General features: G+C 64.2%; 13 protein-coding genes. 7 read left to right on the top strand and 6 right to left on the bottom strand.

What is annotated here, in order from left to right:
• Positions 1-34: 34 nt before the first annotated feature.
• Positions 35-223, bottom strand: coding sequence for a DUF6229 family protein (locus ACPYOD_RS09055; protein WP_481301412.1), 189 nt, complete (start codon positions 221-223; stop codon positions 35-37).
• A gap of 214 nt (positions 224-437) precedes the next feature.
• Between ACPYOD_RS09055 and ACPYOD_RS09050 the strand changes: the two genes are divergently transcribed.
• The gene (locus ACPYOD_RS09050; protein ID WP_481301411.1) at positions 438-2,075 is read left to right on the top strand and encodes a cyclic peptide export ABC transporter; all 1,638 of its coding nucleotides are present in this window, start codon (positions 438-440) and stop codon (positions 2,073-2,075) included.
• 20 nt (positions 2,076-2,095) lie between these two features.
• Here ACPYOD_RS09050 and ACPYOD_RS09045 read toward each other — a convergent pair whose 3' ends face one another.
• The 3 genes from ACPYOD_RS09045 to ACPYOD_RS09035 all read right to left on the bottom strand — a co-directional run bounded on the left by ACPYOD_RS09045 (position 2,096) and on the right by ACPYOD_RS09035 (position 4,772).
• Positions 2,096-3,718 (bottom strand): hypothetical protein, encoded by a 1,623-nt coding sequence (locus tag ACPYOD_RS09045; protein WP_481301410.1) that lies wholly within the window; start codon positions 3,716-3,718, stop codon positions 2,096-2,098.
• Positions 3,719-3,786: 68 nt separating this feature from the next.
• Positions 3,787-4,536 (bottom strand): MipA/OmpV family protein, encoded by a 750-nt coding sequence (locus ACPYOD_RS09040; RefSeq protein WP_481301409.1) that lies wholly within the window; start codon positions 4,534-4,536, stop codon positions 3,787-3,789.
• On the bottom strand, positions 4,533-4,772 hold the full coding sequence (locus ACPYOD_RS09035) for a hypothetical protein (RefSeq protein ID WP_481301408.1): 240 nt from the start codon (positions 4,770-4,772) through the stop codon (positions 4,533-4,535). The genes ACPYOD_RS09040 and ACPYOD_RS09035 overlap by 4 nt, the downstream gene beginning before the upstream one ends.
• A gap of 174 nt (positions 4,773-4,946) precedes the next feature.
• Here ACPYOD_RS09035 and ACPYOD_RS09030 point away from each other — a divergent pair, with 174 nt between their 5' ends.
• Both ACPYOD_RS09030 and ACPYOD_RS09025 read left to right on the top strand, forming a co-directional pair.
• Positions 4,947-5,657, top strand: a complete 711-nt coding sequence (locus tag ACPYOD_RS09030; protein WP_481301407.1) for a response regulator — start codon at positions 4,947-4,949, stop codon at positions 5,655-5,657.
• The gene (locus tag ACPYOD_RS09025; RefSeq protein WP_481301406.1) at positions 5,654-6,997 is read left to right on the top strand and encodes an ATP-binding protein; all 1,344 of its coding nucleotides are present in this window, start codon (positions 5,654-5,656) and stop codon (positions 6,995-6,997) included. Before ACPYOD_RS09030 ends, ACPYOD_RS09025 begins: the two co-directional genes overlap by 4 nt.
• A 7-nt stretch (positions 6,998-7,004) precedes the next feature.
• On the opposite strand, the gene ACPYOD_RS09020 is transcribed toward ACPYOD_RS09025, so the two are convergent.
• Positions 7,005-7,904, bottom strand: a complete 900-nt coding sequence (locus ACPYOD_RS09020; protein WP_481301405.1) for a LysR family transcriptional regulator — start codon at positions 7,902-7,904, stop codon at positions 7,005-7,007.
• Between the two features lie 99 nt (positions 7,905-8,003).
• On the opposite strand from ACPYOD_RS09020, the gene ACPYOD_RS09015 reads away from it, so the two are divergent.
• From ACPYOD_RS09015 to ACPYOD_RS09000, 4 genes are all read left to right on the top strand, one after another.
• A complete protein-coding gene (locus ACPYOD_RS09015; RefSeq protein ID WP_481301404.1) occupies positions 8,004-8,753 on the top strand; it encodes an SDR family oxidoreductase in 750 nt (249 codons plus the stop codon).
• Between the two features lie 106 nt (positions 8,754-8,859).
• Positions 8,860-9,525, top strand: coding sequence for a hypothetical protein (locus tag ACPYOD_RS09010; protein ID WP_481301403.1), 666 nt, complete (start codon positions 8,860-8,862; stop codon positions 9,523-9,525).
• A 37-nt stretch (positions 9,526-9,562) separates the two neighbouring features.
• Positions 9,563-10,855 carry an SGNH/GDSL hydrolase family protein gene (locus ACPYOD_RS09005; protein ID WP_481301402.1) on the top strand — a complete coding sequence of 431 codons (1,293 nt, stop codon included), beginning with the start codon at positions 9,563-9,565 and terminating at the stop codon, positions 10,853-10,855.
• Between the two features lie 63 nt (positions 10,856-10,918).
• Complete coding sequence (locus tag ACPYOD_RS09000; protein WP_481301401.1) at positions 10,919-12,082, top strand: M23 family metallopeptidase; 1,164 nt, start codon at positions 10,919-10,921, stop codon at positions 12,080-12,082.
• 105 nt (positions 12,083-12,187) lie between these two features.
• Here the strand turns inward: ACPYOD_RS09000 and ACPYOD_RS08995 are convergent, their stop codons facing one another.
• The gene (locus ACPYOD_RS08995; RefSeq protein WP_481301400.1) at positions 12,188-12,625 is read right to left on the bottom strand and encodes a cupin domain-containing protein; all 438 of its coding nucleotides are present in this window, start codon (positions 12,623-12,625) and stop codon (positions 12,188-12,190) included.
• Position 12,626 lies beyond the last annotated feature (1 nt).

Raw genomic sequence — 12,626 nt, 5'->3', positions numbered from 1 at the left:
TGGTGTTGGCCACGGCTATCGCGGCTACCGCGTGTCAGCAGCAGACGCCGGGCCGGGAGGCCGTACAGGAACTACAGTTGGAAATCAGTGCGATGTCCGTGCTGGTCAGCGACATCACCGTCTGGGCATGGCCCTCGGTGTAGAGGGAGCCAGCCGGATTGTCATATCCACCTACGCTATCGGCGCCACTCAGCCATCCCGCCAGGATCTTGTCGGTCTGCATACGAGTACTCCTCAGGTGTTTCGGGTGTGCGCCCGGACGTTGAGAAGCGCGTCATGGCGGGCGCGTCCACGACGACGCTGCCGAAGCATTCTGCTGACTTCCCAACGAGGATTAGCAGCATTTGCCGAATCCGCTTGCAATAGATGGCACGTGGTCGCTATGCATATCTGGCACCATCCCGTGACGTCGCGCTACCGGGTGGAAGGGTGCATCGATGATCCTCAAGCGCTTCATCCTCCAACACCGTGCCCTCGTCGTCGGGGCCGTGATCCTCTCCGCCGCAAGCGCGGTCTCCACCATGGTCCTGCTGTCACATATCAATGACCTGGCAGCCGGCGGCCTGCATGCCAACCGCATGGGACAGCTGTGGGCAGGGGCGGGCTGGTTGATGGCCGTGCTTGCCACCGGTGCGATGTCGCAGTTCATCCTTGCCCGTCTTGGCGGCGACCTTGTCGCGCAGCTGCGACTCGTGCTCTCGCAGCGGTTCATCGACCTGGAGTACGAGAAGCTCGCCAACGAGAAGCACGCGATCTTCGGCTCGCTCATCGAGGACGTGGCAAGCATCGCTCCGCTGGTGCTCGTCGCACCCTTGCTCGCGTACAACGTACTCCTCGTCGTGCTTTATGCGAGCTATCTGGCCAGTGTTTCGCTACCACTCCTGAGCATCCTCGCCGTTTTCCTCTGTGCCACGGTGGTAGCCTCGCTGAGCCTGGAGAGGTTCCTGCGGCGACGCTTCGACGCCTTGCGCGATGCGAACGAGAAGGTCTTCGAATACTTCCGCTACCTCAGCGAGGGCAAGAAGGAATTGGCACTCAACGCCGCGCGCGCCCGGCATGTCGCGAACGAACTCATCCGCCCGGCTATTGGCCGATCTCGCCGCCTGATGATTCAGGTGCATACGGGCCTGGGTTTCAACGAGGCGTGGTCGTCGGCAGTGGTCTATGCGTCGGTATTCGTCATCGTTTATGTGGGCTATGCGAGCCTGGCATTGCCGCAGGCGACGATCGTGCGCTTCGTGATCGGTGCATTGTTCCTCAGCGGACCGGTGGCGTTTATCGTGAGCGCGGCGCGGCAGGTGGGCGTAGGTACCGCGAGCTTGCGGCATCTCCAACGTGTCGGCCTCGACCTTAAGGGCGAGGCCGATCCGCCCGAGCATGGGACGCAGGGGGAGGAGGGCATCGACGCATGGCGGACCATGGTGCTCAGGGGTATCACCTATGCCTACGCCGGCGACGAAGAGGGACGGATAGCGCTCGGCCCGGTCGACATGGAGATCAGGCATGGCGAGCTTCTCTTCATCGTCGGAGGCAATGGCAGCGGCAAGTCGACCTTGCTGCTTCTGATCGCCTCACTCCTCACACCTCGCACGGGCGAACTGCTCGTCGACGGCAAGCCGCTGGATTTGGATAAACGTCGGCACCGCCAGCGTTTCACCGGCGTGTTCGGCGATTTCTTCCTCTTTCCGCATGTGCTCGATGCGTTAGGGCGTCCTCTTTCCGACGAACGCGTGCGCACCATGTTGGAATCGATGGGCCTGGGCTCCCAGGTGCAGGTGGAGCAGGGGGAACTGTCGAAGCTCACGCTGTCCACCGGACAGCGGAAACGCCTGGCACTCTTACAGTGCTATGCGGAAGACCGTGAGATTTTCTTCTTCGACGAATGGGCCGCCGACCAGGATGCGCACTTTCGGGACTATTTTTATCGCACCTTGTTGCCGGAGCTGAAGGCGCGGGGCAAGACCGTGGTGGCAATCACCCATGACGACAGGTATTTTGGGCTTGCGGATCGTGTGGTGAAGCTGGAGGCTGGACGTATCATCTCGGATACGAGGCGGCGCAGATCCGTCTCTTGAAGAGAAGATGCTGTCGCCCGTCACTTGCCTCCCGGCGCGGAGATACGCTGCCTGGCTGCCGCGATCAGTTGCGCGCGGGAGGCGTCGTTCAGTGACGGGTCCTCGTCGACCAGCGCCAGAACGCGCTTGGAGGCTTCCACCGCCTGATCTTTCTTGCCAACCGCAAGGTATCCGTCTGCCAAGCTGTCCTGGGCGTTGGCGGATCGAGGGTGCGACCAGGCGACAAGATCAAAGAGCACCAAGGCAATGTCGGGTTGCTTGGCCCCCAGAAGCGCATAGCCACTGTTATTGAAGGCTTCTTGATCGACGCATTCCGAGAGCGGGCGCTTGCCGCACGAGACCACGAAGCGTGGCTTGAGGCCCGCCGTCTTTCCCGCCTTGGCCCAGGCAATGGCATCGCTCGGCGTGGGCGGGAAAGGAAGCGCGGTTCGCCGTTCCGCGGATGCCACCTGGGCATCTTGCATCAGTGTGGCGAATCGCTTTTTGCCCTGTGCATCCTGCTTGACGTGGATGTCGAGAAACGAAAGCACGATGTTGGCCGATAGCATATAGCCGCGACGGGCGGTGGAGCGGTCCCAGCCGGTACCGTTATAGACCGGCTTGATGGGCACGTGCATCGCCTCGCCAGTCACTGCAAACGACGTGAAGTCGCTGTGGTGCATGTTCTTAAGCTGCACCATGTCGCGATCCGCGTACTGAAGCTGGTCGATGGCTGAAAAGTCCAGGTCGGCGGACTGCATGCCCTGTTGCCGGCGGAGATCCAGCAACGCGTAACGGGAGTTGCCGGGATCGAAGCCCTGGGCGCCGGTGAGTGTTGATTCGCTTCCCTTGAAAGCATAGGTGCCATCAAGACCGACCACGGCAATCACGTTGCCGTTTCGCTGCCCCAGGAGTACCGCCTGTACGGCACCGATACTGTGACCGATTACCGCCATGCGGCGGCAGTCGACGCCCTTCGATGTGCAAAGTAGCGAAGAGGCATATTCCATGTCGCGGGTGCTGGCCTCGATGTCGGCCGCACTGAGGGACGGAGCAAGTTGGTCACCGGATCGACCAAGCAGGGACACACTCGCTATCACGTAGCCGTGACTGGCAAGAAATTCGGCCATCACCACATTTACGTTGATGTCCGCCCCCGAGCCGCCGATCAGGATGACCAATGGGAAGCTTCCTTGGGCCGGCGGCGCGTCTCGCACGGCGGCCATTGGCATCGCGAGCAGCTTCGTGGACGACGTCTCATCGAAGCTTCCGTCGATGCTCTCCCGATTACGGCGCATCATTTCCGCGTTGAACCGATCGAACCCCGCCGGCGCGGTCTGGACGACGTAATCGCTCAGTTTCATTCGCGAAGCGGACGTGCGCGCGGCGGGATACCAAACGTTCACCTGTATCGGGCGGCCATGGGTATCGGGAGTGAAGACACCTTCGATGTTCCTCGTGGACATCCACGTACGGCTTCTGTCGTAGGCGAAGACCTGGCGGAAGCCCACCTGATGGCTGCCTTGGGCGAGTGTTCCCCAAAGTTCGGGCGGGGACGTACCTTCGTAAGTTGCGGCGGCGCGCCCGGTCATCAAACCAAGGAACAAAGACAGCACGAAGCGACATGAGCGGCTCATTGCTTTGCCCCGAGAAAGGATGATCATCCAAGGGCAGTCTTTCATATGGCGACCTGAAGCCGAATGTGCCGATCGTCGTGCCAACTCGAGCTGCACTAGAACCGATAGGCGTAGCCGACCCGGACCATCGTCGAGTTCGATCGGTCGACAATGGGGCTGTCGCGGATCTCGCTTCCGTAGCGCGTGCCACTCACGTCCAGGAAGAGCGCATGGCGCTGGGCGAAGGGATACTCGGCGCGAACGCCTGCCGAGAGGTTCACCGTCGCGTCCGCCTCGTAGGCGGGACGGCCTGGCCGCGCCTCGGACGCACGGACGCCGAAATACCAGGTGGCATAGGTCCGGTCGACCCATCCGGCGGCGACATACGGTGTGATCCGCAGCGGACCCGCCTGAAGCGGCACGGCGAGGGTCAGGTTGGCCTTCTTTCCCTTGGCGCTGCCCAGGCCCGCCAGCCAGTCCAGCGACATTTCCACCGGGCCAGGCCGCCAGACCACCGCGGCGCCAGCGCGGAACCCGCCTTTTCGGTCGGCCATCCCGCGCAGGAATGAGGAATCGCTGGCGTCATAGCCGTCGCCGAAGTCGTAGCGAGCACGCAGGCGGAACGAGAAGGCGCCGACCGGAGCGAACTTGAAGTCGGCACCGGTGCCCAGGATGTTGAGCCGTTGACTCTCGTAGCGTACGAAAGGAAACGCCAGGGTGTCGTTGTCCATGCCCTTGTAGGGCCGGCGTACCACGCCGAAGCCCGCCCCCAGTGCCCATGAGGAACTGGTGTCCTCAGCGGCGAGTGCTACGGCCGGCACGGCAAGCAGGCCACTCACCGCCACGGAAAAGAAGCGGCGCGTCATCGTCCGCGCCTCCCGGCTTCGATGGAGCGCAAGAGGCGCACGAGCTCGCCGGCCTTGCCCGAGGCGATGGCCCGCTCCGCGGTCATGCCGCGAAGTTCGCGTATGGGATCATGATGGAACCAATCGTCGCGGAGCGCGGGATCGGGCTCGAGGCGCGAGGCGATCGAGACCGCCTCGATGGACGGATCGCGTGGACGGCCGCGCAGGCGGGAACGAACGAGGACGGGCAGACGCATCGTGGCACCTGATGGGGGAGGTGCGGCAAGCGTGCCCTTCGACGTTTGCTTCGATTTGTCTGTATTCCTGCACCGGCGACACATTGTTTCAGCCGTGAAATAAATGACTTGGCGTACGCCAGAGGCTATAACGACGGCTATAACCACGTTGTTTTTGCTGAATGAGACCGACGCTTGAGACGCATCCTGGTAGTGGACGACGACGAGGAAATCGGTGCCCTTCTCCGGCGCTTCCTCGAACGCAATGGCTTCGAGGTGGACGTGGCCTCGTCCGGCGTGGCAATGGACGAACGGCTGGCACGTGGCACCTACGACCTGATGACCCTGGACCTGATGCTTCCGGGTGAGGACGGCCTGTCGCTCTGCCGGCGCGTGCGTGCGAAGTCCGCGTTGCCGATCATCATGGTGACCGCCACCAGCGCTACCTCCGAACGCATCGTCGGCCTGGAAGTAGGCGCCGACGATTACCTGGCGAAGCCGTTCGATCCACGCGAATTGCTGGCACGCGTGCGCGCCATCCTGCGTCGCGCGGATGCCTCGTCGGCGGGCCCGGCAACGGGTACGCGCGTGGCCGTGCGCTTCGCGGGCTGGCAGCTGGACGTCGCGCGCCGCGAGCTTCGCGCGGGCGACGGCACCCTTGTCCCGCTGTCCGGGGGTGAATTCGATCTCCTGCTGGCGTTCGTCGAGCATCCGCAGCGCGTGCTAACGCGCGAGCAGCTGATCGACCTGGCGCGCGGCAATCGTCACGAGGCCTTCGACCGCAGCATCGACGTGCAGGTGAGCCGCCTGCGCCGCAAGCTCGGCTACGACACGACGGCGCCGGAATTGATCCGCACCATCCGCAATGCCGGCTACATGTTCGCCGTGCCTGTGGAGAGCACATGAGCGTCTTCAACTGGCGGCTGAACACACTGGCCGGCTGGATGATGGTGAACATCATTTCCGCCATCCTCATGGTGGTGTTGCTCAACGCCGCCGTCCTCGCCTTCGCCAGCGTCTGGGCCCGTCCCGACAACATCCAGAGCGGGCTTTTCAAGCAGCTGGGCATCGCGCTGAAGGCCGTGAGCGCCACTCCCGTCGCCGACCGCCCACGCATGGCCGCCGTGATCTCGGAACGCGAGGAGTACGGCGTGCACTGGTACGCCATGCGCGACCAGGTGCCGATGCCGCCGTCGGACCAGGACGCGACATCCTTCAAGGGGCCGCTGGTGGAGCTACTCGGGAACCGCAGGATGGAGGCGTTCAATCCTCATGAGGACGATCCCGAGGGCCGCTCCGGACAAACCCATTACATGCTCGCCGTGCAACTGGACGACGGTAGCTGGCTGACGTTCGACACCGCCACGCGCATATGGGGCGTCCACCCCCACACGCGCTATCTGGTGATCGGCCTCTTCGTGGTGTTCTCCTGCGTGCTCGTGGCCGCGGTCGCCAGCCGCCACCTGTCCCGGCCCATGCGCCGGCTGGCCGCGGCCGCCGAGCGTTTCGGTGCCGACGTGAAGGCACCGCCGATACGCCCGGAAGGTCCGATGGAGCTGCGGGTGGCCATGCGGGCTTTCAATGAAATGCAGGGGCGCATCCAGCGCTTCGTCCGCGACCGCACCGACATGCTGGCAGCGATTTCCCACGACCTGAGGGCGCCACTCACGCGTATCCGTCTGCGCGGCGAATACATCGACGACGCCGAACAGCAGCGCAAGTTGTTCGCCGACGTGGACGAGATGCGCTCCATGATCGACGCCGCGCTCGCGTTCTTCCGTGGCGACGGCGAGGAAGAAGCCCCGACCCGTTTCGATCTCGCCGGGCTGGTGCAGACCGTCATCGACGATGGCCGGGACGAGGGTGGCGAGGTGACCTACAGCGGTCCTGCCCGTTTGATCTACGAAGGCCGCCCGATCGCGCTCAAGCGGGCCATCGCGAACCTGCTAGGGAACGCCATGCGCTACGGCGGCGAGACCCACGTCGAACTCGATACGGATACGGCGCACGTGCGACTGCGCATTCTCGACAACGGACCGGGTATTCCCGAGCAGTTGCAGGAAATGGTGTTCCGCCCCTTCTTCCGCGGCGAGAGCTCCCGAAACCGGAACACCGGTGGGGTCGGTCTCGGCCTGCCCACCGCGCGCAGCATCGTGCGCGGCCACGGCGGCGACGTCGTGCTGGGCAACACGGGGCAGGGGCTGGCGGCAACCCTCCTGCTGCCCATCGATTCGGCGCGGACCTGAGCGCACCTCAGGCGTGCGATCCGAAGCGGCCGGCTTCGGCGGCGACGAAATCGGTCAGCAGTTTCACCCGGACGGGCGTCAGCCGCCCGAACGCGTGCAGGGCGTGCAATGGTAACGACGGCAGCGCCTGCGTCGGAAGCACCGGTACAAGTCGACCCGCGTCGATATCCGCCTGTACCGTGCAACGCATCAGATAGGCGACGCCAATGCCTTGAAGCGCGGCTTCGCGCAGGCCTGCGCCCGTGTCGACACCCACCGGCCCGTGCGGCACGAACGTCGTTCCGTCGTCGAACGAGAGCGGGTACGAACGGCCTTTCATGAGGTAGCGCACGAAGGGCAGTTCGCGAAGCTCGTCGACGGTGAATGGTGCGCCATGCACCTCGAGCAGTGCGGGCGATGCGACGAGGGCCATGTCGAGTTGCGCGAGCAACCGGGAGCGAAGATCGCTCTCGGCCGGATGGCCCACGCGGAACACCACGTCGAAGCCTTCGCTGACCACGTCGACCGAACGGTCCACGAGCACGAGGTCGATTTCCAGCCCGGGATGCCGGGGAAGGAAGCGCGACGCGAGCGGTTGCAACAGCAGGCGCCCGAGGTCACTGGGCATGCTCACGCGCAGCCGACCTCGCGCATCGCCATCGGGACGGATCGCGTCGGCCGAGTCGTCCAGATCGCGAAGCAAGGGTGCCACGCGGTTGAAGAACACCAGACCGTCGGGGGTGAGATCGAGTTGCCGCGTGGATCGCCGGAACAGCTTCACGCCGAGCTCGCGCTCCAGCCGGGCGATGCCTTTGGAGACGGCAGACGGCGTCGAGCCCAGGATGCGGGATGCCGCGCTGAACGAACCGGACTCCACGGCACGAACGAACGCGATCAGATGGGGCGCCTGGAGGAGTAGATGGGACATCTGGGAGTTCCTGGCACAAGTGAAGTGCCCGCGTGCGGCCTACCGGCCCTGCGGATGCGCCGCATATCGTGGCGATCATCATCGTAACGAGGCAACCCCATGAAACGCTTGGACGGTAAGATCGCGCTGATCACCGGTGGCAACAGCGGCATCGGCCTGGCATCCGCGCAGCTCTTCGCGCGCGAAGGCGCACAGGTGATCGTGACGGCGCGGCGCAAGGCGGTCCTGGACGAGGCCACCGCATCGATAGGCCATGACGCCATCGGCATCGTCGGCGACGTCGCCGATCTTGCGCACCATGCACACGTCGCCGACGTGGTGCGCGAGCGCTTCGGCGCGCTCGACATCTACATGGCCAACGCCGGCGTCATCACCATCCAGCCGTCCGCCGACGTCACGCCCGAGGTCTACGACGCGCAGTTCGGCGTGAACACGCGCGGCGTGTTCTTCGGCGTGCAGGCCATCGCTCCCGTGATGCGCGACGGCGGCAGCATCATTCTCACCAGCTCGCTGGCGGCGACGCGCACGCTCGACGGCCATGCCGTCTATGCAGGCAGCAAGGCGGCCATCGCGGCGTTCGCGCGTCACTGGACGATGGAATTCCGTGCACGCCGGCTGCGTGTGAACGTACTGAGCCCCGGTCCGGTGGATACCGCGATCCTCGCGAAGCTCGGCGTGTCGGAGGCCGATCGTCCGGCGTTCCTCGAAGCCGTTTCCGCGCAGATCCCGGCGGGGCGGATGGGCACGGCGGATGAGCTCGCCGAGGCCGCCTTGTTCCTTGCCTCCGACGCGGGTGCCTTCGTCAATGGCATCGAGTTGAATGTGGATGGCGGTATGTCGGCGGCATGAATTCACGTCGATGGGAACCGGCCTGCCGGGCGATGGGCGCTTGCCGTGAGGCCCCATCGGCAAGCAGGCTGGCTTCCCCAAGTCGGCGGCCCAGAACGCTGCCGGAATGACGAACCACACTTGCCAGCGGTTGCGTGGCCGCCTATCGTGCGGCCTTCAGCAGGCCGCTGACAGGGGAGGGGACGCTGTGGAAACTGTGCTGCTTCGTGCGTCGACGTTGCTTTGTGTCTTGGTTCTCGCGAGCGTTCCGCTGCAGCCTGCCGCTGCGCAAAGTGCTCCCGCGGCAGTAGCTCCAGCCGCCACGAGTACGACGGAAACGCCAGCGGCGAATCCCTCGGATGTTTCGTCGATGGGCGCGATCATCGAAGCGGTCTACGACGTGATTTCAGGTCCCAAGGGACAGGAGCGCGACTGGAACAGGATGCGCTCGCTGTTCGTGCCAGGCGCACGCCTGATTTCGGCGCGTACGGGAAAAGATGGCGTCACCTCGGCGCATGTAATGAGCGTCGACGATTACATCCGGCTGGGCGATCCCTTGCTGAAGAAGGAAGGATTCTTCGAACGCGAGGCACATCGCACCGAAGATCGCTTCGGCAACATCGCCCAGGTATTCAGTACCTACGAGTCGCGCCACGAGAAGGATGGCAAGCCATTCCAGCGCGGTATCAACAGCTTCCAGCTTTTATTCGACGGCAAGCGCTGGTGGGTCGTGACGATCTACTGGCAGGGCGAACGGCCGGAGTTGCCGATTCCGAAGCAGTACGGCGGTTGATCGCACAGGATTTCATACCCCGGCACAGGAGAGCGTAATGGCGACGAAGCTGTTTTCGAAAGGTGGATTTTTCGGGTTCGCCCTTGCGCTGACGGGCACCCTCGGCGCCATGGCCCAGGCGTCGACGGCACCGACGGAAACACGGGTCTGGCGCGAAGCCTACCAGTCCAGTCCGGCTCACTACGATCCATTGGCGCCGGCATTCGTAAAGATGCTGGTGGAGAAATTCAAGATGCCGCCGGCGGCAGTCGAGCAGATGCGGCCGCAAACCGCGAGCGGTACCCAGCGAGTCCGCCTCGCCGTCTCGGCAGGGGGGCCGCAGATTCGCATCCGCGTTTCGAACGAGGAGGGGACGGAGCCCTTGGTTCTTGCCGCCGCGAGCGTCGGTCTCGCCGGGGATGGGTATGTGTCCAAAGCGGGCGCGTTTAAACCCGTCACCTTCGGTGGTCGTCGCAATGTCACCGTCCCTATGGGCGCTCCGGTTCTGAGCGATCCCATCGCGCTCCCGGTGACGCCCGGCACCGAACTGATCGTTAGCACCTATGCCACAGGTTCTTTCAAACTCGATCCGTTGGGAGGCAGTGCGATCGTGGTGGCGGCCGGCGACCAGACAATGAAGAACGAACTTGCGGGCGGGAAGCCCATGGTGGGCAGGCCTGCCGTCACGGGCGTCGCCGTGCTTTCGCCATCTTCCCGACGAGTCATTGCAACACTTGGCGACTCCATCACCGACGGAAATCGTCCTGCGCCAACGGATACCCGCAGCTGGCCGGAAGTGCTGGCGAACAGGCTCGCGGCGCGGCGGAATGCCGACGATTATGCCGTCGTGAATGCGGGCATAGGCGGCAACCGTGTCCTGGGGTCTGGTTGGGGACTGTCAGCGCTCGCCCGTCTGGACCGCGATGTTCTGCGGATCGACGGACTATCGCACCTCATCGTCCTCGAAGGTACGAACGATATCGGCATGTCGGGGCATTCGGTGTTCGGCAACCAGCCCGCGGTGACACCGGAAGACCTGATCGCCGGTTATCGGCAGATCATCGCCCGGGCTCACGCGCGCGGAGTCCGGGTGATCGTGGGAACCATCATGCCGTTCGGGTCGTCCATGACCCACTATTCGCTGGAGAACGAGCGGACGCGGCAAGCGGTCAATCGTTGGGTACGGACGTCCCGCGAACCGGATGGCGTGATCGATTTCGATCAAGTTGCGAGGGATGCCGCCAATCCCGTGAACATGCGTGCGGAGTTCGGATCGGAGGATGGTTTACATCCGGGCGCTGCGGGATACAAGGCGATGGGGGAGGCGGTCGATCTTTCCATGTTTGAGTAGGCTTGGATGCAGCAAAGCAAGTCAAGCCGTTACTGTCGGGCTCGGTCATCACGGGGGAAGGGAATGCGCGCATGGATATGGGTGGCAGGCGTGACAGCGACGATGGGTACCGGCCTTCACGCGCGGACGGTGCCCGATCCGGCCCCGGTCGAGGCGAGGGTGCCGTGGGCACCCACCGTGTTCACTGGCAGTGACGGCGAGAGGCACTTCGCCTACGAACTGCACCTGACCAATTTCTATGGCGACACCGGCCCGTTGACCCTCGACGACCTGGACGTCTTCGCGGACGATTCGAGCCAGCCCTTGTTACACCTGGACGGCGCGGGACTGGCCGCCGTAACCAAGCCCGTACCGAAAGAAGGTACCTCTGCCGTCATCGATTCCGGCAAGAGCGGTATCGTCTATCTGTGGCTCACGCTGCCCGCGGGAACGCCGGTGCCGAAACATCTGCGGCACCATGTGGACATGACGGCGAATGGCCACGTCTATGTGGTGAACGGTGTCGATGTAGCGGTGTCGCCGGCGGCGGTACCGGTGATCGGTGCGCCCCTTCGTGGTGGCCATTGGCTGGCCCATGAAGGTCCGGGCGCATTCCGCTCGCATCACTGGGGCAGCATGGTCGCGGTCAACGGCAGCCTGACCGTACCCCAGCGCTACGCGATCGATTTCGTCGGCGTGGATGCGTCGGGACGCGCGATCAAACCGAGCGTGAAGGACCTGCAAGCGACACGGTATGCGGACTGGATCGGCTACGGCGCGGAGGTCATCGCCGTCGCGGATGGCGTTGTCGCCGGCGCTAGGGACGGCGAGGAAGAGCATGCGCCGCTGAAGCCGCAGCCGGAACCGGCCTCGCTCACCACCGACGGCCTGTTCGGCAACTACGTGGTGTTGTCGATAGGGCCCGGGCAGTACGCCGGTTACGCCCATCTTGCCAAGGGCAGCGTGCGGGTGAAGAAGGGCGACCACGTGCGCCGTGGCCAGGTGATCGGACGATTGGGACAGTCGGGCAACTCCGCCGCGCCGCACCTGCATTTCCAGTTGGCGAACGCTCCAGAGTTCCAGGGTTCGGAAGGCATTCCGTATGTCTTCGATCGGATCGATCTCTATGGCGAGGAAAGCGAGGCGCAGCTTTTCGGACAGGGCGATCCATGGAAGGCGGCACCGCCGAGCGAGCGCCAGGCGCAGTTGCCGCTCGATGGCATCGTGGTGGGCTTTCCGGATAAATAGCCCTTACCTTCATTGTCAAGGGGAAGGAACAGCCGAAAGAGGGTAGGCCGCAGGCCGGCTCATCGACAGCGAGTCGGCGCGGTGACCTTGGGCATAGCTTTTGATTCAAGGCTGCGACGCAGGCGTCGCCATGGGCTTGCCTTTGTCCACCACCCAGGTGGAAACCTCGCTGCCGCCCTCGTCGCCGGGGCCGGCCAACAGTTCGTGCACCATGCCGCTGGGATTGAAGAAGTGATCGCCGGCATGCAGGGTGCGGTCGGGTTGGCCCTTCTGTTTCAGGATCAAGGTCCCGCTGAGCACGTAGCCGGCTTCGTCGCCCGGGTGGGTGTGCCAGGACGCTACGGCGCCGGGCGGCATTTTCACCGTGCCGAGCACCAGCTGCTTACTCGGCACACCCGCGACATCCCGGGTTTCGAGTAATGCGCGGATGGGCGCCGGTTGTGCGCTGGACGATGCTGGTGCAGTGGCTTGTGCCAAGGCGAGTAACGGCATCGCCGGAGTGAAGACGACGGCTGCAAGGACGATCGAACGGAAGCGTTTCACG

The sequence above is a fragment of the Luteibacter sp. HAY1-4A genome (genome assembly GCF_056755355.1).
The sequence above is the reverse complement of the archived record's forward strand: the minus strand, read 5'-3'. Positions and strand labels throughout refer to the sequence as shown.

Coding starts and splice junctions, on each gene's coding strand:
- ACPYOD_RS09055 (WP_481301412.1), bottom strand. CDS start 223: ATGCAGACCGACAAGATCCTGGCGGGATGGCTGAGTGGCGCCGATAGC.
- ACPYOD_RS09050 (WP_481301411.1), top strand. CDS start 438: ATGATCCTCAAGCGCTTCATCCTCCAACACCGTGCCCTCGTCGTCGGG.
- ACPYOD_RS09045 (WP_481301410.1), bottom strand. CDS start 3,718: ATGATCATCCTTTCTCGGGGCAAAGCAATGAGCCGCTCATGTCGCTTC.
- ACPYOD_RS09040 (WP_481301409.1), bottom strand. CDS start 4,536: ATGACGCGCCGCTTCTTTTCCGTGGCGGTGAGTGGCCTGCTTGCCGTG.
- ACPYOD_RS09035 (WP_481301408.1), bottom strand. CDS start 4,772: ATGCGTCTGCCCGTCCTCGTTCGTTCCCGCCTGCGCGGCCGTCCACGC.
- ACPYOD_RS09025 (WP_481301406.1), top strand. CDS start 5,654: ATGAGCGTCTTCAACTGGCGGCTGAACACACTGGCCGGCTGGATGATG.
- ACPYOD_RS09020 (WP_481301405.1), bottom strand. CDS start 7,904: ATGTCCCATCTACTCCTCCAGGCGCCCCATCTGATCGCGTTCGTTCGT.
- ACPYOD_RS09015 (WP_481301404.1), top strand. CDS start 8,004: ATGAAACGCTTGGACGGTAAGATCGCGCTGATCACCGGTGGCAACAGC.
- ACPYOD_RS09010 (WP_481301403.1), top strand. CDS start 8,860: ATGACGAACCACACTTGCCAGCGGTTGCGTGGCCGCCTATCGTGCGGC.
- ACPYOD_RS09005 (WP_481301402.1), top strand. CDS start 9,563: ATGGCGACGAAGCTGTTTTCGAAAGGTGGATTTTTCGGGTTCGCCCTT.
- ACPYOD_RS09000 (WP_481301401.1), top strand. CDS start 10,919: ATGCGCGCATGGATATGGGTGGCAGGCGTGACAGCGACGATGGGTACC.